Raw genomic sequence first — 21652 nt, forward strand, 5'->3', positions numbered from 1 at the left:
GTTTATTCTTCGTTTGAATCTATATTTTCTTCGGAAGCCGATCCTTCGTTATCTCCTTCTGTTGAATTTTCGATATCCCCAGATTCCTCGTCAGATTCTTCTTCACGATCTACTTTCGTAATGGAAGCAATCTCGTCGTTGTCTTTCAGATTAATGAGTCTCACACCCTGTGTTGCACGGCCCATCACACGTAATCCTTCTACAGCAATCCGGATAACGATACCAGACTTATTGATGATCATTAGGTCTTCAGCGTCTGTAACACCTTTTATCGCAACCAATTCACCTGTTTTATCGGTTACATTGATTGTTTTGACTCCCTTACCACCACGATTTGTGACACGGTAGTCTTCGATATCGGTACGTTTTCCGTAGCCTTTCTCCGAAACCACCAATACAGTTGTTTCTGAATCATTTACACTAATCATGCCAATAACCTCATCACTTTCGGCAGACAATGTAATACCGCGAACTCCTGTTGCTGTACGACCCATTGGACGAACGGTAGACTCATTAAAGCGGATTGCTCTTCCTGAGCGTAGTGCCATCACAATTTCGCTGCTTCCTGTGGTTAAACAAGCTTCGATTAATTGATCACCTTCGTTGATATTGATCGCATTGATACCATTTGCTCTCGGACGGGAATAAGCTTCTAAAGACGTTTTCTTGATGGTACCTTTTTTAGTACACATGATAATGAAGTTGTTTTCCAAGTATTCTTGGTCTTTCAGGTTCTTCACTAAGATAAATGCCTTAATTTTCTCTTCCTTCGGTACATTGATGATGTTTTGAAGTGCACGGCCTCTCGATGTCCGGCTTCCTTCAGGAATCTCAAATGCACGTAACCAGAAACAGCGGCCTGCTTCGGTAAATAGGAGCATATAGTTGTGCGCTGAAGCTGTAATAATATGCTCTGTGAAATCCTCTTCACGTGTATTTGTTCCGATTGATCCACGACCACCACGACCTTGACGTTTATATTCTGATAATGGCGTGCGTTTTACATAGCTGTTGTGGGAGATGGTGATCACGATTTCTTCGTCATCAATAAAGTCTTCCATGCGCATGTCTTCCGCAGAGTGTACAATCTGAGATCTACGTTCGTCACCATATTTTTCTTTGATCTCAATCAACTCATCTTTGATGATCTTCATACGGAGTTCTTCGTCTGCCAATATAGATTTCAAATAGTCAATTGTTTTCATCAATTCAGCATATTCTTCTTTGATCTTATCACGTTCCAGTCCTGTCAGACGACGCAAGGTCATATCCAGAATCGCACGTGCCTGAAGATCGGATAAACCAAATTTCTCCATTAATCCAAGACGCGCATCTTCAGGTGTATCGGAGTTACGGATTAATTTAATGACTTCATCCAAATGATCCAACGCGATCAGATATCCTTCTAAGATGTGAGCACGTTTTTCAGCTTCCGCCAATTCGTAACGTGTACGTCTGACGATGACATCGTGTCTATGCTCAACAAACTCACGAATCATATCTTTTAGATTCATCAGCACAGGTCTTCCTTTAACTAAGGCGATGTTATTGACTGAAAAAGAAGTTTGTAGGGCTGTGTATTTAAATAAATTATTTAATACGACATTCGCATTGGCATCACGTTTAATATCATAAACGACACGCATACCTGTACGGTCAGATTCGTCACGGATAGCAGAAATACCTTCCAGTTTCTTCTCGTTAACCAGATCAGCAGTGCGTTCAATCATATTGGCCTTATTCACCTGATAAGGGATTTCGGTAACAATAATTTGTTCTTTTCCAGATTTGGTTGTTTCAATTTCTGCTTTTGCACGCATGACGATACGGCCACGACCTGTATTACAAGCATCTTGAACACCAGCATAACCATAGATCAATGCCCCAGTTGGAAAATCAGGACCTTTAATATGTTGCATCAATTCAGGTACTTCAATATCGCGGTTATCGATGAAGGCAATGGTACCATCAATTACTTCAGACAGGTTATGTGGCGCCATATTCGTTGCCATACCAACAGCGATACCAGAAGCTCCATTAACCAAAAGGTTAGGGATACGGGTCGGTAATACGGTAGGTTCCTGTAGGGAGTCGTCAAAGTTATTTTGGAAATCAACAGTATCTTTGTTGATATCGGAAAGCATTTCTTCGGCAATCTTTTTTAATCTCGCCTCTGTATAACGCATTGCCGCAGGAGGGTCACCGTCAATGGAACCGTAGTTACCTTGACCGTCTACCAACGGATAGCGTAAACTCCAATCTTGAGCCATACGAACCATGGTGTCGTAAACGGAAGAATCACCGTGTGGGTGATATTTACCTAATACGTCACCAACGATACGGGCAGACTTTTTATAAGGCTTGCCACTGGTAACCCCTAAGTCCAACATACCATAAAGTACACGTCTGTGTACAGGCTTCATGCCGTCACGTGCATCAGGAAGAGCCCGGGATACAATGACAGACATGGAGTAGTCAATGTAAGCAGACTTCATCTGATCCTCGATATTGATTGGGATAATCCGGTCGTTTGCCGGAACAAGATTGTTGTCGTTTTCTGTTTCTTCAGCCATATGAATTTGGTTTCAATAAAACTAGTAAGCAAGCCTTTTTAATTGGCTTGCTACGCATGCGAAGTTACAAAAATTTAACCTCAAAAGCGAATGAATTGAGGCCTAATATACATAAAAAAGACAATCTTTTATGGATTGTCTTGGTACTGATGCCGTATTGTTTTTATTTCATTTTTTTAAAGCGTAGGCGGATCGAGTTGCCGATCACAATAAGATCGGAGAAGGCCATACTCAACGCTGCGAGCATGGGGCCCAGAAACCCCACAGCTGCTAATGGAATCGCAATGATGTTATACGCAAATGCCCAAAAGAGGTTTTGTTTGATGGTCAGGAGGGTGTGATGCCCTATCTGTAGCAGCTTTTCAATTGATTTCAAATCATTGTTTAATAGGATTACTTTCGCAGATTGAATGGCCACATGTGTTGCGTCACCGAGAGAAATACCGACATCAGCTGCCGTAAGGGCAGGAGCATCGTTGATGCCATCACCAACCATCGCAGTAGGAGCAGCCTTTTTGAGCTCAGATAGGATCGCCAGTTTTTCGCTGGGCGATTTTTCCCAGTAGACGTCAGCTATGCCAAGCTTTTGTGCTGCCCGTTCACATTTACTCTGTCTGTCACCACTTAATAGAATAGGTCTGATCCCTTTATCTTTTAGATACTGAATAAGTTCTTTTGCATAGGGCTTGATCTGATCTTCCAAAACGATACCTGCAATGACAACTTCATTAATCGTCAGCGACAGGTCGTATCGATTGGAATAATCCTTCTTGCCGATTTTGGCATTACAGATGGAATAGCTGTTCCCATTCGTGTCCGTAGCAAATATTCCTTGTCCTTTAATTTCATTGACTTCCTTGAAAATAATACGATAGGACTTTATTTCCTTCAACTGCTTACGGATAGATTGGGCAATCGGATGACTGGAGTAGCTTTCCAGTTGTGCAATAATAGATTCGACCTGAGATTGCTCGATACCAAAGGTCTGAATGGCCTTGATGTTAAAATCGCCCGTTGTCAGTGTCCCTGTCTTATCAAAAACCATCTGTTTGAGTTCGGATAACTCTTCAATTGTGCTTCCACCCTTGATGAGGATACCTTGCTTGGCCGCCCGACCGAGACCTACCATCACTGCTGTTGGTGTAGCCAGGCCCATTGCACAGGGGCAAGACACAACAAGTGTCGCAATGGCATTCATCAAGGCTTGCTGTAAGGGCAACTGGGCGATAAAGTAAGCAATAAAAAAGGTAAAAAAGGCGATTGTGACAACAATAGGCACAAAATAGGCCGCTACTTTATCACCAAATTTTTGGATAGGTGGTTTTTTGCTCTGCGCGTCTTTGATCAATTGAATGATCTGATACAACACGCTTTTTGAACCTACTTTGGTTGCCGTGATTCTGATATTGCCGGCAGTCAGCAGTGTCCCGCCAATGACAGCTTCATATTTTGTTTTTTCAATGGGCATGCTCTCGCCCGTGATCATTGATTCGTCTATCCAGCCATGTCCATCCAGGATGTCACCATCTGCTGGAATCAGACTTCCCGTATTTACTTTGAGGATATCTCCGGATTTAATCTCTTTAGCGGTAATTTCAATCTCCTGATCGTCGAGGATTTTAATCGCCTTAATATCTTGATATTTAACTAGATCTTTGATCGCAGATGTGGTTTTGGTAACAGCACGTTTTTCAAGTACATTCCCCATAAAAACCAAGGTAATGATGGTTGCACAGGTTTCGTAAAATTGATAATCGTGCCCCAGATTATAGTACGTACCAATAGCGCTATAGACAAATGCTGCAGTGGAACCCACAAAGATAAGCACATCCATGTTAGGCATTTTATTCCATAGCGAGCGTAGTGCACTATTGCCAAAGTAAAGACAGCCAACAAGATAGACAGGCGCACATAAAGCCAGTTGTATATAGGGGTCATGAAGCAAGGGGAGATCCACAAACATGTGACTCCAGAGTGGAATCGTAAAGAGCAGACAGATCAGAAATTTAAATTCAACTGATTTCCAGAAGCTTACTCTGGCGTCTTTGTCTTTGACAACTTTGTACCCCAATGACTCGATGCCTTTAACAAGCTGTGGAATCTGATCCTGCGGAATATCGGAAAACTTTACTTCATCTGAAGCGAAATCAACGTAAATCTCCTTAGCGCCGTTGTCTTCTAGGTATTTATGGATTGAAATAGCACAATTTGTACAATGCATTCCGGTGACGTTGAGTTCAGTTTGCACGTTGGATTCCTTCATTTAATAGCATGTAATGTCTTTAGGCAAAGATAGGTATTTCCTGATAATGCTTTTTACGTAAAGTAAAATTGTTTAGCTATGCAACATTTTTAGTTCCGTCATGCCGCAAAAAAATCTTTGGTGACAGTGGAGAAAACGATAAATTTGTTTTTATTTGCAAATCATCAACGTTTAAAAATGACAAAATCTATTTCAATTTCTTTTATTGTACGGATCATACTACTTATTGCGCTGACGGCTTCATTTGTGCAGTTTGAAGCTTTTTATAAACAGAAAGATAGCATACGGGATATTGCATACGGACTGAATACTTTTCTGACGGCCAGCGTACTGATCTCGATCGGCCATTTTATTTTGGTCAAACTTTATAATAGTAGAAATGAACATCAGGTTGTGCGCGGTAATTTCGTGCTCGGCATCACACGCGTGGCGACCGTAGGAAATGTATTTTTTATTATTGTAAGTGTGATGATTGCTGTTGGTATCAATCCGAAGGATTTTATCACCAGTATGACAATCGTTGCCATGGCCATTGCCGTTATTTTTAGAGAATATATTACAAATATGATATCGGGTCTGATCATTATGTTTTCGGATCAGTTTTCTGTCGGTGATCGCATTAAAATCGGGGAGTATCAGGGCAAAATTGTTGATATTACCTTGGCCAATCTAGTTGTCCGGGACGAGGATGATGATGCTGTGATGATTCCGAATAACCTGGTATTTACCGCGACTTTGGTCAACAAGACCTCACAGAAATCCAATAAAATAGTTGTGAAATTCGAGTTGCCGGTTGATCATGCGGCAGCTGTGGAGGAGTTGGAGCAGTATTTTAAGCCTTTATTTCAGAATAATCCCAATTTAGACCACGGACAGGGCTTCTCGGTGAAAATAGCTGACCTGGCCAAAGATTATGTGAAATACAAAGTTGAAGTCAGCACCATATCTTCAAGCAATCGGATTCACCAGCAGGTGCAGAGCAAGATCCTGAATGAAGTGCTTCAATTTAAGGGACGGCTCAGTTAGATCTTTCTGACCTTCACATTCTTGACAAAGTGGTGGCCGCCTTTCTCTAGGATAAGATCGGCACGGTAACGGGTCGGTAAGATATTCTTGATCAGATTGGGCTTGTTGATCTCATTCCAGATGTTCACGGCCATGGCATGACTCTCCTCAGGTGACATATCCGCATATTTATGGAAAAATGAAGCCGGATTCTGAAAGGCTGTCGCGCGCAAGGATTCAAACCTATTGGTATACCATTCGATGAGGTTTTTCTCACTGGCGTGTACATAGATAGAATAATCGAAGAAATCGGAAACGAAAACACTATGTCCTTTGCGGGGGCGTTGTGAGTTAACCTGTAATACATTAATACCTTCGACAATCAAGATGTCCGGTTGTTCAATGATCTGCTGTTGGTCGTCTGGCAGGACATCGTAAACCAAGTGGCTATAAACCGGAACAGTAATCTTAGGGGCTCCAGACTTGACGGCAGAGAGGAAATGAATCAACCGTTTGGCATCATAGCTTTCCGGAAATCCTTTGCGGTTGAGAATCCCTTTTTCGATCAGTTGTTGATTGGGGTGGAGGAAGCCATCTGTTGTCACGAGGTCTACTTTTGGTTTGGAGGGCAACATACTTAGCACCCGTTGCAATACTCTTGCTGTTGTACTTTTTCCTACCGCCACAGATCCGGCAATGCCGATAATATAGGGCAATTTGCTCTCTTCTTTACCGAAGAAGCGATTTGTCCGTTGATGAAGGCTTTGGAAACGGTCAATGTGGATTTCTAGCAAATGGCTCAAAGGAACGTAAACTTCTTCGATCTCCTGATTTGTCAATGGCTCATTGAGTGCATGTAGATTTTCAAGATCTTCAGAACTGAAGTTGTGCAATATTTTTCCATTTAGATTTTTCCAGTCTTCCCGTTTTATTGATCTAAAAGGAGAGTCTATTGCTATTTGTGGATCCAATTGCATCGGTTTGCTATTTTTATTGAACGTGTATGTATTCTTGATTCCTGCTTATTCTTTCAAAACTGAGCGCTTTCCGCTCGATTCAAAGGCCTATTAGAACCTTCGGCATCCTTTTGCCTCACTAGCATGGATTGTTATACGAAGATTTTTTGTGCGGACAAATATAAATAGTGTTGTCCGTTATCCCAAGAAACAATTACAAATGATTTGAAGTTATTACAATAGGATTAGTTAAGATTTTATGCACCGGACATTTTTCAGCGATCTTAAATAACCTCTTTTTTTGTTCGTCGTCCAAATCGCCTTTGAAGCTAATGTGACATTGTATATAGGTCGTCTGCTGCTGTTCACTGGTCTGGATTTCGTGTGAAAGACGGATCATAACTTCTTCTAGGGGCCAGTTTTTTCGATCAGCATACATTTTTACTGTGACAGCTTTACATGTGCCTAAAGAAGAAAGTAAAAGCGGTGTAGGGCTTATCCCTTGATCCTGACCCCCTAAATCTTCCGGTTCATCGACAATCATCTGGTGTTTGCCATATTGTACAGTTGTTGTATAGGGAGTTTCACCTATGGTGACAATAACTTCATTTTCCGTCATCTTGAATAAAATAGTTTTTTGTTAGTCAACGAGATCTTCCAATAATCCTTCGATAATTAAGCTTCCAGTAGCAGGATTTGTTGCCAATGGAACATTATAGAGGTCGCATACTCGCATTAACATCTGAATGTCGGGTTCATGCGCATGCTTGCCGAGCGGATCACGGAAGAAGATAATACCATCCACTTTACCTTCAGCGGCCAATGCAGCGATCTGTGCATCACCGCCCATAGGGCCACTTAATTTTAGCTCCACAGGTAATCCGGTTTGCCGCACATAGGAACCCGTTGTTCCCGTTGCGATGATATTAGCATGTTCCAACAAATCTTGGTGGTCTTTGACAAAGGCAACCATTTCTGGTTTCTTGCCATCATGGGCGATCAGTGCGATTGTTTTTTTCATTCGTCTCTAATTATTTATTCATTTGTCTATGCATTCAAATGCTTTGAAGCGATCCTTAACTGATTGAATACACATAGATCATTATTTATCTACTTTACTTGTCTCCCGGTTTAATTCATTTAAGTGTTTATTTGCTATTGTTTTTTCAACTAATAGCTGACAATAAACACTATTTGAAAAAGATATAGGAGATAATAATCGCCGCTACCACACCAGCCAATTCAGCCAAAAGAGCGCAAGGTAGGGCATGTCTTGTCCGTTTTATACCCACGGCACCAAAGTAGACTGCTAGTACATAAAATGTTGTCTCTGTAGAACCCTGGATCACACAGGCAACGCGGGCAGCAAAATCCATCGGACCTTTGGCATTCATCAGATCGACCATTAGTCCTCGGGCACCCGAACCGCTAAGCGGTTTCATAAATGCAACAGGAAGTGCATCTACAAAAGACGTATCTAAACCACATAGAGCAATACCTTTGGATATCCCAGCAACCATATAATCCATCGTTCCGGAAGCTCTAAAGACAGCAATACCGACCAACATAGCTACCAGATAGGGGATAATCTTGACAGAAACTTCAAAACCTTCTTTGGCACCCTCAATAAAGGAATCGTAAACGTTGACTTTGCGGAACAGCGCCAATCCTATAAACGAAGTGAATAAACTAAACAAGATTACATTACCAAATACCTTGCTGAAGACTTCAATTTCAGATTGCTGTAAACCTGAAAAATAGTAAAGCAATCCACCTATAAATAAACACATGGCACCTAAATAGCCCAAAACTACCCGGTTGAATAGATTTATTTTCTGATAGATGGCTACAAGAATCAATGCGACCAAGGTGGAAAAGAATGTTGCAATCAAAATCGGAAGAAAGACATCCGAAGGATCTGGTGCACCTGCTTCCTTGCGGTAAGCCATAATCGAAATCGGCAATAAGGTCAGACTGGATGCATTGAGTACAATAAACATAATCTGTGCATTTGTTGCTGTGTCCTTATTGGGATTGAGTTCCTGAAGCTCCTTCATTGCTTTAAGTCCCAAAGGGGTAGCTGCATTATCCAAGCCAAGTGCATTGGCGGAGAAATTCATTAGGATAGATCCAAGAGCAGGGTGGTTTTTAGGGACTTCAGGAAATAATTTATGGAAGAAAGGACCTACGATTTTTGCGAAGATATTGATCATACCACCTTTTTCACCAATTTTCATGATCCCTAAAGCGAAACTCATCATTCCGATCAGTCCTAAGGAGATTTCGGCTCCGTTTTTAGCACTGTCAAAGATCGAGTTGACAATTTGTTGGAAAATTTCGGTGTCTCCGAAGAAGATAAGTTTTACTAGGGCTACGGCAAATGTGATTAAAAAAAATGCAACCCAAACGTAGTTTAATGCCATAATAGATTTAAATATGCGTAAAAGTAACCTTTTAGAATTTATCCATCAACTGGCTCCATGGATTTTTCTTCTTATTCTGATTCTTTTCTTTGATGAGGTGTTCGATGATATAATCCAGCGTATCCTCATGTTCGCTGATCAGCTTATCGGATAGGGATATGAGTTTCTGTATATTATTTGGTGAGGCAGCATCTAGGGAAGCATTGATACTGGACAGGTTTGCCGGTTCCAGGCGGATATAATTCTGCTGTTTGCCATTGTTCCTAAACAATTGCTTAATAAAAAATTCGGTACTTTCAGAAGAAGCACTTGTCATAATATCGACTAGGGCGGGGCCAATCTGGATCGCAAGTTTTTTCTTGAAGTGTTCGTAATTATATGCTGTCTTTGAAACGCCGGTACCCAAGGATACCATAAATACATCATTGATCTGTGTACTATTGAAAGCTTTTAGGACTTCCAGCAAACCACAGATCGAGGGGTTTTGCGCGAATACACCACCATCTATGAGCGGGTATCTGGTGTTTGATATCGAATATATTTCAGCAACAGGAAAGAAGGTCGGAGCCGCTGAGGTTGCCTTACATACGTCCTTTAGATAAAAATCGCGCGCTTCGCCATGTGTAATGGCTTTTTGCTGTCTGAAAAAATGATTTTTACGGAGCTCGATATTGTAAGCCGTGATAATACATGGCTTGATGAGATGACTTAGCCGTGCATTCTGAAAATATTTGTCCAGCACATTGGATAAGGCAACTGAGGAATACAATTCACTGACCAGACCAAATCCGCCCAGAAAACGTCGCCATTTTGAGGTGTGAAAGATTTCTGTCCCGTGATTGACAAATAGGTTTAGGGCGTCGCGTGCTGAAAACTTTGGGTGCGTGGGATTTCCCTCTTCCGGGAATAATAGGATGCTTGTCAGAATCCCACCACTGCTTGTACCGGCAATAAAATCAAAATAGGAGGCGATACGTGCATTGGGATCCATTGTTTTTTTCTGTAATTTCTCCTCCAAAGCCACAAGTATCATAGCCGGAATAATTCCCCGAATACCACCGCCATCAAGGGCAAGTATGCTCTTCATACGCTAAAGCAATTTTTATTTCAAGATACGTAAATATAGAAAATGTTTGCAATTTAGTGTACCCTTTCTTGGGTAAGGATTTTATAAAAAAAGCGTATCCGATTTTTTCAGACACGCCTTTTATATGCTTGTAGTCGGTTAGTTAAACCAAGCAAGTACATCCTCTTTGCTCGGCATCGCTACCTCTAGTTTTAGCTTTTTACGCATACCACCCAGATCATTGAAAACTTTATTCGGATTGGCTTCTTTCAATGCTTCAATGGTTGTAAAACCCATTTTTTGTAGAGCTGGTACCCATTCCGCTGGAATGCCTTGCTCTTCATAGTCTTTCACATCAGCAACTTTTGCTACTTTCTCTGGACGCATTTGTGGGAAGAACAATACTTCCTGAATAGAAGCATTATTTGTCAGGAACATAATCAGGCGATCCATACCTATTCCCAAACCAGAAGTAGGAGGCATACCATATTCTAATGAACGCAAGAAATCCTGGTCGATAAACATCGCTTCATCGTCACCTTTCTCTGAAAGACGTAATTGATCCTCAAAGCGTTCGCGTTGATCAATCGGGTCATTCAATTCCGAGTAAGCATTGGCAATCTCTTTTCCACAGACCATTAACTCGAAACGTTCTGTTAAATCCGGATTGTCTCTATGTTTCTTTGTCAATGGTGACATTTCTTTTGGATAATCCGTAATGAATGTTGGTTGGATATAGTTCCCTTCACATTTGGCACCGAAAATTTCGTCGATTAGCTTGCCTTTACCCATTGTTTCGTTGACGTCGATTCCCATGCCTTTCGCAGCAACACGAATTTCATCTTCGGTTTTGCCTGTGATATCAAATCCTGTAAATTCTTTGATGGAATCGGTCATGGAAATACGCTTATATGGCGCACGGAAATCAATTTTATGCTCACCAAAAGTTGCTTCAGTGGTACCATTGACTGCCACAGCACAATATTCCAAAAGGCGTTCTGTAAAATCCATCATCCAATTGTAGTCTTTGTAGGCTACATAGATTTCCATTGCCGTAAATTCGGGATTATGGGTACGGTCCATTCCTTCGTTGCGGAAGTTCTTTGAAAACTCATACACACCGTCAAAACCACCCACGATCAATCTTTTTAGATAAAGTTCATTGGCGATACGAAGATATAAGGGAATATCCAGTGCATTATGGTGTGTGATAAATGGACGTGCAGTGGCACCACCGGGGATAGACTGCAAAACAGGTGTCTCCACTTCCATATAACCAGCATCATTAAAGAATTGACGCATGGCATTGAAAAGCTTGGTACGTTTTACAAATATTTCTTTATTGGCAGGGTTCACGATCAAGTCCACATAACGCATTCTGTAACGTTGCTCCGGATCCGTAAACGCATCGAAAGTTTTTCCTTCTGCAGATTTAACGATTGGAAGCGGGCGCAAAGATTTGGATAATACGGTAAGTTCTTCAACGTGTATTGCGATAGCTTCGGTTTGCGTTGTGAAAACATATCCTCTGACACCTACAATATCGCCAATATCCAATAGTTTCTTGAAAACGACATTATAGAGATCTTTATTTTCATCAGGACATACGTCATCACGCTTGATATAGGCCTGGATACGTCCGGTAGAATCTTGAATTTCAAAAAATGAAGCACTTCCCATAACACGACGGCTCATGATACGTCCGGCAATGGTAATGTTCTTATAATTCAATTTATCTCTATCGTAGTTTTCTAAAATATCGGCAGCGTGTGCGTTGACGACAAATTCATTTGCTGGAAAAGGCTCGATTCCCATATCCAACAACGATTGCATCGCCTGTCTTCTAAGTTGTTCCTGTTCGGATAATACAGTACTCATTCGGTCTGAATAATATTTAAAATGTGAAAATCATGCAAAAATAGCCATTTTTTTCAATTCTTTTTATTCATTTTTTTGAAAGCAGTGTAGCGAAATATAAACCGGAACCGTTAGGAGAATAAAAATAGTTAAATAGTGATATTAAGCGGGGACATTCGACTATTTGATTTTAAGTTTTATAATTTTATTTTCGTTATTTGAAGCTTAATATTAAAATAGTTTAAGTGGGAATTATTCAGTCATATTTTTATAACAAGAAGCTATCATCTTTACATGATGCCCTGGAGCGTTGCTTGCGAAATCGTGAGGACGGAAAGGCTTTCGTCTATAAAAAATATTATGGCTACCTCATGGCAATCATTATCCGCTATGTCAAACAGGATGTGGATGCCGAGGAACTTGTGAATGAGAGCTTTGTCCGGATCTTTCGAAAGTTGGAATCCTTTAATATGGATATCGATGCAGAGAACCTTGAAAAGTCATTTAGGGCCTGGATCGGTCGAATCGCGGCCAATATCTCTATTGATTTTTTGAGGGGTAAAAAACAAATGTATTCCGTGGAGGATATGGCTGAAGGGGATATGCACACACCGTCGGTTCAATTGGACAGCCGCTTAGAAGTGAATGAAATTCTGAGTCTGTTGGATCAGCTTCCCGAAATTCAAAAAACTATTTTTAATCTCTATGAAATAGAAGGGTATTCACATGATGAAATTGCCCAGATGCTAAATATACCGGATAGTACTTCGCGTACTTATCTGACAAGGGCAAAACAAAAACTGAGAAAATTATACTTGGACTATACAGGTGTAGTTCAAGAAATAAGATAAATATTGTTGTTACAATGGAAGGCAATAAGAAAAAAGAATTGATAGAAGAAATCATTGGGCAATTAAAAGACCATGAGCTACCATATCGTGAAGGCTCCTGGGAAAAGTTTGCATCAAAGCATGGGGTAGCAGCCCCGCCTTCTTCCGCCTGGAAATATTGGAGCGCGGCTGCCGCGGTACTTTTATGTTTTGGTGTGGGGTATTGGGGTTTGAAAAATAATTCTTCGGTAGCTCCGTCTTCTGCAGTTTTAACGCAAAATGATAAAAATAGCGAGGTTCTCGCGGATAATAAAGATTTAAAAGAATCTATTCAACGCTCATTGTCTGATGTTACTGCAGAGCAGGGGCTAAGTGCGCAGGAGCTATTGCGGGATAGACCGTTTACGTATTCGAAAGTGGAAAGCCAACCTGCCGATAACAGTCAGCAACAACAGTTTGTGCTATTTGGTGGAAAGGCAGTACGTGGAAATAATATCAGTGTATCAAATAATTTAGCCGCTTTGGGTGGGCAGGCCATGCAACTGCGAAATAGTACACTATCCGCACAGATCAATTTGGATGACCCTACAGTTACTGCTTCGACAGATATCACGACAGGGACTAAGGTTGCCACAGCAACACATTCAAATGTGATATCAACGAACTCAAATACAGCTGTTTCTTCTACACAGATCCAACGTGAGGCTGCACGTCTTGCGGCACTATATGCTGGACAACAGGGAAACCAGAAGAGTAGTGTGATGTTAAAAAGCAACAATGATCTCGATAGAAAATGGGAAATGGGCGCATTTGTGTCTCCAGCTTCCACTTCTGAAAGTATTACTCTTGGTGGAGGAGTTGCCCTGGCCTATAATGTTTCGAGTAAGGTCAGCATTCGTTCAGGTGCTTCTATCCAACACTATGGCGCTGTTTCGGGAAATACACCCATTACACCGGCGATGGCTTCCAATTCTTTTGAAATGAACGCACCAAGTTATCTTTCGCAACCCAATGGTTTGAGTAATGCTTTTGCAAAGGGTTTAGCCGATGCAAAAGATGCCAAAAGCAACGAACGTGTCTCCGGTAAAATTTTGACGGTGGATATTCCGGTTGATGTTCGCTATGCAATCACTAAGAATTTTTATACCTCTGTTGGGGTTTCTTATGTTGGTGTACTGGATCAGGAACGCGCGACCATTTACGAAACCAACAATACAGAATATAAGCAAAAATCCACCGAAAAGAATGTGGATGATAAAGGTGTAAATGGTTTTGTGAATTTCTCGGTCGGAAGAAAACAGAAAGTAGGAAAACTTTCCATTTCTGTGGAACCCTATTATAAAATACCGGTTGGTGGTTTAAGATCGTCTGATCTGAATTACAGTAATGGTGGTGTGAAAATTATCACTAGCTTTTAGTTTAGAAAGAAGCTATGCAAAAAGTAGACGCGAACCCCTTCCAGAATTGAACAGTCTGAAAGGAGGGAGCGCAGGAATAAAAGAAAAGCCCTCGATAGAAAATTCGGGGGCTTTTTGTAGCGTCTTTATTTGATCGATTATAGCTCGTCTACACGAACCCAGCCCATTCCGGCGGCTTTTGCACCTTCTACCCCCGGAACTCCATCTTCATAGACTAAACATTTTTCTGGAGCAATATTCAACTGTGAAGCAGCGAGTAAGAACGGTTGCGGCGAGGGTTTACCTTCTGCTGTATCGCCGGCACACACCAATGTTTCCAGGTCATCCCATACACCTATGGTTGTCAGAGTCATCGACAAGGTTGTTCTTGTGCCTCCTGAGACAGCAGCAATATGTTTTTTACCCTTTTGATATTTTAAATGTTCAACAACATAATCTACCGGCTTTGTTTTAAAGACATATTCGTCCCGAAATATGGTGGACTTCAATGTTGAGAATTCTTGATAATTGAAATCTACGCCATAGCGTTTACTGATTTCCTCTGCAACAGCGACCGTAGGCCAGCCGGCCGTTTCGTCAATAAGAGTGACATCCAAAGTGACACCATATTGTTCGGCGGCAGCTTTATACGCTTGTTTATGGGCATCCATGTTGTCGGCCAAAGTACCGTCGACGTCAAATAGTAGGGCATCATAGGATTCGGCAAGAAGATTTAGCTGTTCAAATTTACGTTGTGATTCAGGTGACATATCTATTTAATAGTGTGTGGTAAAATTAAAAATTATAATTGGATGAGCCAAAAGAAAGACGCCTTTCCTTCGTCAGAAGGAAAGGCGTCTTATGGTATATAGTCCGTTCTTAGCGCATACTGCAAATTTTATTTGCTTAATGTGCACTTAAGTTCTTCGCTTTTTCTTCATCAAAATTAGCTTCTAATTCAGCCAATTTTTTCTTACCGTAAGCCATTCGTGTGATCACAACGAATAGAACCGGTACGATAAAAATTGCCAACAGTGTTGCCGCAGTCATACCACCGAATACCGTCCAACCGATTGTTTGGCGAGATATGGCACCAGCACCGTGTGATAACATCAATGGAATAATACCCAGGATGAATGCAAAAGAGGTCATGATAATCGGACGTAAACGCAATTTTACAGCGTCTAATGTCGCTTCATAGAGATTCATCCCGATATCAACCCGTTCTTTGGCAAATTCCACAATTAGGATCGCATTCTTGGCCGCAAGACCAATGATGGTTACCAGACCGATTTGTGCATAGATATTATTATCTAAAGACGGTATCAACGTTAAGGTCAAGATTGCTCCAAATACCCCTAAAGGAACCGATAGGAGGATAGAGAATGGAACAGACCAGCTTTCATACAACGCTGCCAACAGCAAGAATACAAATAAGATACATAAAGCAAAGATCTGGACGGTCTTCGATCCGGACTGCATCTCTTGTAATGAAAGACCTGAGAACTGATAGTCAAATCCTTCCGGTAATGTCTGCGCCGCAACTTCTTGCAAAGCTTTCAGCGCATCTCCAGAAGAATATCCTGGGGCAGAACTACCATTGATCTCGATACTTCTAAAGATATTGTAGTGGTTGATGATTGAAGGCATTGTTATTAGCTCATACTTCACCAAGGTACCCATCGGCACTGGATTGCCCATCGTATTGTTGACATACAGCTTGTTGATGTCTTCAATGTTCATCCGGTAGGGGATATCGGCTTGTGTAACGACACGGTAGCTACGGCCATATTTCGTAAAGTCATTGACATAGCTACTTCCTAAATAGGCCGATATTGTCGAATAGATACTTGAGATCGGTACGCCCATACGTTTTGCCTGTTCACGATTTACTTCCAATTTGTAGTTTGGCGAATTGGTGTTAAACATGGTATAGGCCATTCCAATTTCAGGACGTTGGTTGGCCGCCATAAGAAATTTACCTACAGTGGCTTCAAAATCTTTGATATTTACTGTTTGTAAATCTTGAATTTGTAGGGAGAAACCGCCGGAAGTACCTAAACCTGGGATTGCCGGTGGCGTTACTGCCAATACGCGAGCTTTCGTATAAGCCATGTATTTACCCATGATCATGCCAGCGATATCGTTTGCGGTACGTGTACGTGTTTCCCACGGTTTTAGGGAGACGAATAGCGTTGCACCATTTGATTTGAAGGCACGGTTCAAAATATTGATACCCGAGATGGCTGTAACGTATTTGATTTCAGGGAAGGTCTTGTGTAAATCGTCCTCGATCTCTTTTAATACTTCATTGGTACGGGCAGAGGATGAACCCTCAGGTAAAGTGACACCAGCGAAGAATGCACCACCGTCTTCAGAAGGAATAAATCCTGTTGGCTTGGTGGTAAACATATAACCTGTACCGATAAAGATACATAAAAGGATAATCAATACAAGCGGCGCCTTTTTGATGGCTTGTTTTACACCGCGTGAGTACTTGATCGTCACTTTCTCAAACCAAACGTTGAATTTGTAGAAGAACTTGTTCAATCCTTTTGCACCTTCGTGTACAGCTGTTGGTTTCAATAAAATTGAACATAGCGCAGGTGTCAGGGAGAGGGCAATAAATGCGGATAACATAACCGATACGGCAATGGTAATCGCAAATTGTTGATACAGTTTACCCACCATTCCCGGAATAAATCCTACTGGAACGAATACCGCGGCCAAGATCAAGGCGATCGCGATAACCGGCGCAGTAATATCACCCATTGCGCGACGGGTCGCTTCTTTTGCATCTAGTTTATAGTGGTCAATATAGTGCTGTACCGCTTCCACCACAACGATGGCGTCATCCACCACAATACCGATGGCCAGTACAAAGGCAAGCATCGTCAGGTTGTTGACTGAGAAACCAAACATCAGGAAGAAGATGAATGTACCAATAATCGACACTGGAATCGCTAGAACAGGGATTAATGTTGCTCTCCAGCTTTGTAAGAAGAAGAATACCACAAAGGTTACCAAAAGTAATGCTTCCACCAGGGTATGGATTACCGAAGAAATGGATGCATTTACTACAGAAACGGTCTCGTAACTGATGGTGTAATCAACGTCCGTTGGAAAGGATTGCTTTAATTTTTCCAGGGCAGCAACAATACCTTCTGCAGATTCAACGGCGTTTCCACCCGGTGTCTGGTTGATCATCATCGCAGATGAGGTCATTCCATTTACTTTGGAAGAAGTTCCATAACTAAATTGTCCCAGTTCTACGCGTGCGACATTCTTTAAAAGTACAATGGATCCATCTTTATTGGTCTTTACGACAATATTTTCAAAGTCCTCCGGATTAGAAAGGTCACTATCCGTAATAATAGGATATTCAAATACGGTCGAAGACTCTTGTGGACGTGCTCCGACACTACCTCCCGGTATACGGGTATTTTGTTCGGCAATAGCTGCGGAAACATCTGCAGGTGTCATGCTTAGATTAGCCAATTTGTTGGCATCTAACCATACACGCATGGAGAAAGGTTGACCGAAGGCCGTTACATCACCGACACCTTTGACACGCAATAACGCATCTTTGACGTACAAGTTGTTATAATTGGCCAGAAAATTTTCATCTCTGGTTCCTTTGGGTGATGTTAAAGCCACCAACATCAAGATATCGTTGTTGGCTTTACGGGTAGTGATCCCCAAACGTCTAACAGCTTCTGGAAGGGCAGGTTCTGCAATCCCGACGCGGTTTTGGACGTCTAGGGTTGCGATATCGATGTCGGTACCTACTTCAAATGTGACAGTAATTGTTGCTTGACCATTTGAAGTACTATTTGACGACATATAAATCATGCCAGGTGTACCATTGATCTGACTCTCAATCAGTGTTGTCACGGTCTGCTCAACCGTCTGTGCATCTGCGCCCGTATAGTTTGCTGTAACTGTTACGGTTGGAGGTGCAATAGAAGGGTACTGGCTGATTGGCAACGTAGATACAGCAATAATCCCGATGATTGAAATCAATATCGAAATAACGATTGCGGTAACTGGCCTCTTAATAAATACTTCTGAAATCATTCTATATCTTTTAGATTCTCTTTAAAAATTAATGCTGTTATTTTCCTTTCGGAGCGCCTTTTGCAGCTTGTTGGGCAGCAGTGGCAGCGTCGACAACTTTAACACCATTTTGGACATTCATGGCACCATCAACAACGATTTTCTCACCGTCTTTGACACCCTCTTTGATAACGATTTTATCACCAGCTTTAATACCCAATTTTACCTGACGGATTTCAGCTTTGCTGCTATCGTTAACGGCATATAAATTGAACACACCCAATTGTTCGAAGACTGCTTTGTAAGGGACAACGATTTCTTCAGTTGCTGATGTGGTGGATACATTCATGGTGATATTCATGCCCGCTCTTAACGCATTGGCATTGTTCGGGAATGTAGCCCGTATTTTAATTGTTCCTGTCGCTGGGTCAACAGCACGATCGATGGTCGTTATGTTTCCTTTACCTTCATAGGTACTTCCGTCCGGCAATAAGAGAGAAAGGTCCGAAGAAGCATGGCTGCTCTGCATTTGAGCAAACTTGCTGATATCTTTTTCATTGACCTGAAACTCAATAGCAATCGGACTTGTTGAGGATAATGTATTCAATAGCGTAGTACCAGGATTGACCAAAGCACCTAAGCGTACCTGTGATATACCAATGGTTCCGGAGAATGGCGCACGAATCGTAGAACGGGACAGGTTTGTATTTGCTGTTACCAATGCAGCGCGTGCAGATTCTACCTGTGCTTGCGAAGAAGCAACATTTGAAACGGCATTATCATAAACCTGTTTAGCGATCGCATCTTTGTCCGCCAATGTTTGGTAACGCGCTAAATCTCTTTTTTGACGGTCAAGGTCTGTTTGTGCGATTTGAAGACTTGCTTTGGCCTGTTGTACCGCTGCATTATAACGTGTTCCGTCAATCTCATATAAGGCTTGACCTTTAGAGACCACAGCACCGTCTGAAACATATATTTTGGTAATATAACCGCTTACTTCTGCAAATAGGTCTGCTTCGTTCAACGGTTTGACTGTTGCTGGGTAACTTATGGTTCCCGTAACAGTCTCATGTGATGCTGCGCCAAAGGTAACAGGAACAACCTTCTCGGCTTGAGCCTGTGCTGCACCTTGCTTTTTTGCATCTTTATTTCCACAAGAGGTCCATACTAAAGCCGTCCCAAGGAAGAAAGCGAATAATAATTGTCTTTTATTCATGATTTGTATTAGTTTCCGTTTGAATTGATTAATTAGTTTGGATTGCACCAACTGCTTTTTGAACATCCAATTTACTTGACAATAGTGCATAAAGGGCATTCAAATAGTTTAATTGTGTTGTTTTGAGATCTGTTTCTGCAGTCATTAAGTCTAAGTAAGTTTTAATCCCTTCATCGTACTGTAGTTTGATGGTCTCATAAACCTCTTTGGACAGTTCCACATTCGCGTTTGCTGTTTTCCAATCGTTTAAATTTGCATTGTAAGTTGCTTTTGCCAAGGAATACTCAGTATTGACCATATTTTCCAAGTTCTTGATATCCCAATCAATGCGCTCTTCCTGCAACTTCGATTTATTGATTTGGTGTTTACGTTTGAAACCTTGGAAAATAGGTAATGATAAGTTTAGTCCTGCAACCGAACTTGGAATATTGTCGTTGTACAATTTACCAAAGCTGTTGTTTCTATAGTTAAATGCATAATTATAGAAAATACTTACATTTGGCAAGTAGGTCCATTTATAATACTGTGTATTCAGTTCCTGAATCTTTTTGGAAGTTTGCAATTGTTGGAATTCGATACGGTTGGTAACATTTATTCCAGCCGTAGTATCCAATAGCACTTGACCTTCCATATCCATATTGTTGAATGAAAGCGTCAAGTTCTGTGTCTTATCTAATGCAAGCAGTTGCTTCATGTACTCATATTTGTACTTCCGCAATTCAACTGTTCGTTTTTCGTCAGCATTGGAATTAGCGAGTGCAATTTGAGCCCTTTTATAATCGGTTTTGTCAACCAGTCCAACATCGTACTGTGATTTAGCATCTTTCAGTTGCTTTTGAAGCCGAGCAATGTTTTCGCGGATAATTTTAACTTGCTCTTCGGAAGTCAAAATATCATAATAAGCTTTGCTGACTTCAACGACAGCATTTATTTTCTGGCTTTCCGTGTTTTGTTTATTGCTCAGACGAACTAATTCAGCGCCTTTTTTTGCTTGCATCAACGCTGGATTTAAAATCTGTTGGTCTGCCTGCAGTGTTAAAGCGCTGTTGTTTTTTGCACCCATAGGGCTATTGGCACCATTAAAAAACATGGTTGGCAATTTTACGTTATGACTGACACTACCTGTCAGACCAAGTTGCGGATACCAGCCAGAGAGCGAAATGTCTATATCTTTTTCACCTATGGACTCATCGAGTTCTGCTTGTTTGATCGAAATCTGATTTCGCAAAGCATAATCTATCAGCTGCTGAAGCGTCGCATTTGGCGGCAAGTTTTCAGATTGCTGTTGTGCAAATCCTGTATTACTCAAAAGCGAAAGGGTCGCTAAGGAATAAACGATTTTATTAAACTTCATATATCTCATTAATTATTTTTATTTTTATTGACAGCGCCATCCCAAATTATTTCCATCAGCTCCTTCATATTCTGTTCGGAGAAGTGAAGATCTTTGAATTTGATGCTATGTACTGTGGACAAAGCCACTCCGATATAACTAGCCACCAATAGGTGAACATTTACTTGTTTTAAAATTTTTTTGTCAATGCCTTCCTGCAAAAAGTCAAGTACTTTGTTTTGGCCACCGACAGGTTCCTGTATCTCCGCTTTATTCTTCTCGTAATAAGGCGAGGAAAAAAACTGTTCAAAAAAACTGAAGATCCGTCCATTTTCTAAATAGAACTGAACAAAGTTGCGCCACACATGAAAAAAAGAAGCTTTATAATCAAAGTCTTCTTTTATCCCATCAAATATGTAATCGTTCAAGATTGACCGGCAATGTTTGAACAGCGCAAAGATCAAATCATCTTTAGAGGGAAAATAGTGATAGATAGTTCCTATCGCTACATCGGATTCCTGTGCGATCTTACTCATTGGCGTCCCGTGGAAACCGTTTGTGTGTATCAGTTTAAGTGTGGCAGCAAAGACAGCTGCAATTTTTTCATTTGTCTGCATCAATCGAACGTTCATTCGGTTGCAAAATTAGTGATTAATTTGAATCCAAAATGTCAAATT

16 protein-coding genes are annotated in these 21652 nt (G+C 41.2%); 3 read left to right on the top strand and 13 right to left on the bottom strand.

The features are described 5' to 3' along the window. Window positions 1-2 precede the first annotated feature (2 nt). Both gyrA and AC07UV_RS07700 read right to left on the bottom strand, forming a co-directional pair. A complete protein-coding gene (gene gyrA / locus AC07UV_RS07695; RefSeq protein ID WP_282254887.1) occupies window positions 3-2573 on the bottom strand; it encodes a DNA gyrase subunit A in 2571 nt (856 codons plus the stop codon). Window positions 2574-2736: 163 nt separating this feature from the next. Beyond that, window positions 2737-4836: a heavy metal translocating P-type ATPase gene (locus AC07UV_RS07700; protein WP_495183244.1), complete on the bottom strand. Its 2100-nt coding sequence runs from the start codon at window positions 4834-4836 to the stop codon at window positions 2737-2739. A 177-nt stretch (window positions 4837-5013) separates the two neighbouring features. Here AC07UV_RS07700 and AC07UV_RS07705 point away from each other — a divergent pair, with 177 nt between their 5' ends. Continuing rightward, window positions 5014-5862, top strand: coding sequence for a mechanosensitive ion channel family protein (locus AC07UV_RS07705; protein ID WP_495183245.1), 849 nt, complete (start codon window positions 5014-5016; stop codon window positions 5860-5862). Here the strand turns inward: AC07UV_RS07705 and coaA are convergent. The 6 genes from coaA to lysS form a co-directional block, all read right to left on the bottom strand. Continuing rightward, window positions 5859-6818: a type I pantothenate kinase gene (gene coaA, locus AC07UV_RS07710; RefSeq protein ID WP_495183246.1), complete on the bottom strand. Its 960-nt coding sequence runs from the start codon at window positions 6816-6818 to the stop codon at window positions 5859-5861. The genes AC07UV_RS07705 and coaA overlap by 4 nt on opposite strands. Before the next feature lie 193 nt (window positions 6819-7011). After that, entirely contained in the window at window positions 7012-7416 is a 405-nt protein-coding gene (locus AC07UV_RS07715; protein WP_495183247.1) for an OsmC family protein, read from the bottom strand. A gap of 21 nt (window positions 7417-7437) precedes the next feature. Beyond that, entirely contained in the window at window positions 7438-7818 is a 381-nt protein-coding gene (locus AC07UV_RS07720) for a methylglyoxal synthase (protein WP_120257954.1), read from the bottom strand. Between the two features lie 169 nt (window positions 7819-7987). Then, entirely contained in the window at window positions 7988-9220 is a 1233-nt protein-coding gene (locus AC07UV_RS07725) for a nucleoside recognition domain-containing protein (RefSeq protein ID WP_259178819.1), read from the bottom strand. Between the two features lie 31 nt (window positions 9221-9251). After that, window positions 9252-10307: a patatin-like phospholipase family protein gene (locus AC07UV_RS07730; protein WP_223580027.1), complete on the bottom strand. Its 1056-nt coding sequence runs from the start codon at window positions 10305-10307 to the stop codon at window positions 9252-9254. 138 nt (window positions 10308-10445) lie between these two features. Then, window positions 10446-12164 carry a lysine--tRNA ligase gene (gene lysS, locus AC07UV_RS07735; RefSeq protein ID WP_495183248.1) on the bottom strand — a complete coding sequence of 573 codons (1719 nt, stop codon included), beginning with the start codon at window positions 12162-12164 and terminating at the stop codon, window positions 10446-10448. 224 nt (window positions 12165-12388) lie between these two features. On the opposite strand from lysS, the gene AC07UV_RS07740 reads away from it, so the two are divergent. After that, the gene (locus tag AC07UV_RS07740) at window positions 12389-12994 is read left to right on the top strand and encodes an RNA polymerase sigma factor (protein WP_223580031.1); all 606 of its coding nucleotides are present in this window, start codon (window positions 12389-12391) and stop codon (window positions 12992-12994) included. 14 nt (window positions 12995-13008) lie between these two features. Continuing rightward, entirely contained in the window at window positions 13009-14391 is a 1383-nt protein-coding gene (locus AC07UV_RS07745) for a hypothetical protein (RefSeq protein ID WP_495183249.1), read from the top strand. Between the two features lie 137 nt (window positions 14392-14528). On the opposite strand, the gene AC07UV_RS07750 is transcribed toward AC07UV_RS07745, so the two are convergent. The 5 genes from AC07UV_RS07750 to AC07UV_RS07770 all read right to left on the bottom strand — a co-directional run bounded on the left by AC07UV_RS07750 (window position 14529) and on the right by AC07UV_RS07770 (window position 21607). Next, complete coding sequence (locus AC07UV_RS07750; RefSeq protein ID WP_282254880.1) at window positions 14529-15140, bottom strand: HAD family hydrolase; 612 nt, start codon at window positions 15138-15140, stop codon at window positions 14529-14531. Between the two features lie 136 nt (window positions 15141-15276). Next, complete coding sequence (locus AC07UV_RS07755) at window positions 15277-18447, bottom strand: efflux RND transporter permease subunit (RefSeq protein WP_495183250.1); 3171 nt, start codon at window positions 18445-18447, stop codon at window positions 15277-15279. Window positions 18448-18484: 37 nt separating this feature from the next. Next, complete coding sequence (locus AC07UV_RS07760) at window positions 18485-19642, bottom strand: efflux RND transporter periplasmic adaptor subunit (RefSeq protein ID WP_495183251.1); 1158 nt, start codon at window positions 19640-19642, stop codon at window positions 18485-18487. Window positions 19643-19670: 28 nt separating this feature from the next. Continuing rightward, window positions 19671-20996, bottom strand: coding sequence for a TolC family protein (locus AC07UV_RS07765; protein WP_495183252.1), 1326 nt, complete (start codon window positions 20994-20996; stop codon window positions 19671-19673). 8 nt (window positions 20997-21004) lie between these two features. After that, the gene (locus tag AC07UV_RS07770; protein ID WP_495183253.1) at window positions 21005-21607 is read right to left on the bottom strand and encodes a TetR/AcrR family transcriptional regulator; all 603 of its coding nucleotides are present in this window, start codon (window positions 21605-21607) and stop codon (window positions 21005-21007) included. Between the last annotated feature and the right edge of the window lie 45 nt (window positions 21608-21652).

This window comes from Sphingobacterium sp. GW821-FHT03E03, from assembly GCF_059420745.1.

Bases quoted from the DNA above. Each gene is read 5' to 3' on its own strand.
- gyrA (WP_282254887.1), bottom strand. From the start codon at position 2,573: ATGGCTGAAGAAACAGAAAACGACAACAATCTTGTTCCGGCAAACGAC.
- AC07UV_RS07700 (WP_495183244.1), bottom strand. From the start codon at position 4,836: ATGAAGGAATCCAACGTGCAAACTGAACTCAACGTCACCGGAATGCAT.
- AC07UV_RS07705 (WP_495183245.1), top strand. From the start codon at position 5,014: ATGACAAAATCTATTTCAATTTCTTTTATTGTACGGATCATACTACTT.
- coaA (WP_495183246.1), bottom strand. From the start codon at position 6,818: ATGCAATTGGATCCACAAATAGCAATAGACTCTCCTTTTAGATCAATA.
- AC07UV_RS07715 (WP_495183247.1), bottom strand. From the start codon at position 7,416: ATGACGGAAAATGAAGTTATTGTCACCATAGGTGAAACTCCCTATACA.
- AC07UV_RS07720 (WP_120257954.1), bottom strand. From the start codon at position 7,818: ATGAAAAAAACAATCGCACTGATCGCCCATGATGGCAAGAAACCAGAA.
- AC07UV_RS07725 (WP_259178819.1), bottom strand. From the start codon at position 9,220: ATGGCATTAAACTACGTTTGGGTTGCATTTTTTTTAATCACATTTGCC.
- AC07UV_RS07730 (WP_223580027.1), bottom strand. From the start codon at position 10,307: ATGAAGAGCATACTTGCCCTTGATGGCGGTGGTATTCGGGGAATTATT.
- lysS (WP_495183248.1), bottom strand. From the start codon at position 12,164: ATGAGTACTGTATTATCCGAACAGGAACAACTTAGAAGACAGGCGATG.
- AC07UV_RS07745 (WP_495183249.1), top strand. From the start codon at position 13,009: ATGGAAGGCAATAAGAAAAAAGAATTGATAGAAGAAATCATTGGGCAA.
- AC07UV_RS07750 (WP_282254880.1), bottom strand. From the start codon at position 15,140: ATGTCACCTGAATCACAACGTAAATTTGAACAGCTAAATCTTCTTGCC.
- AC07UV_RS07755 (WP_495183250.1), bottom strand. From the start codon at position 18,447: ATGATTTCAGAAGTATTTATTAAGAGGCCAGTTACCGCAATCGTTATT.
- AC07UV_RS07760 (WP_495183251.1), bottom strand. From the start codon at position 19,642: ATGAATAAAAGACAATTATTATTCGCTTTCTTCCTTGGGACGGCTTTA.
- AC07UV_RS07765 (WP_495183252.1), bottom strand. From the start codon at position 20,996: ATGAAGTTTAATAAAATCGTTTATTCCTTAGCGACCCTTTCGCTTTTG.
- AC07UV_RS07770 (WP_495183253.1), bottom strand. From the start codon at position 21,607: ATGAACGTTCGATTGATGCAGACAAATGAAAAAATTGCAGCTGTCTTT.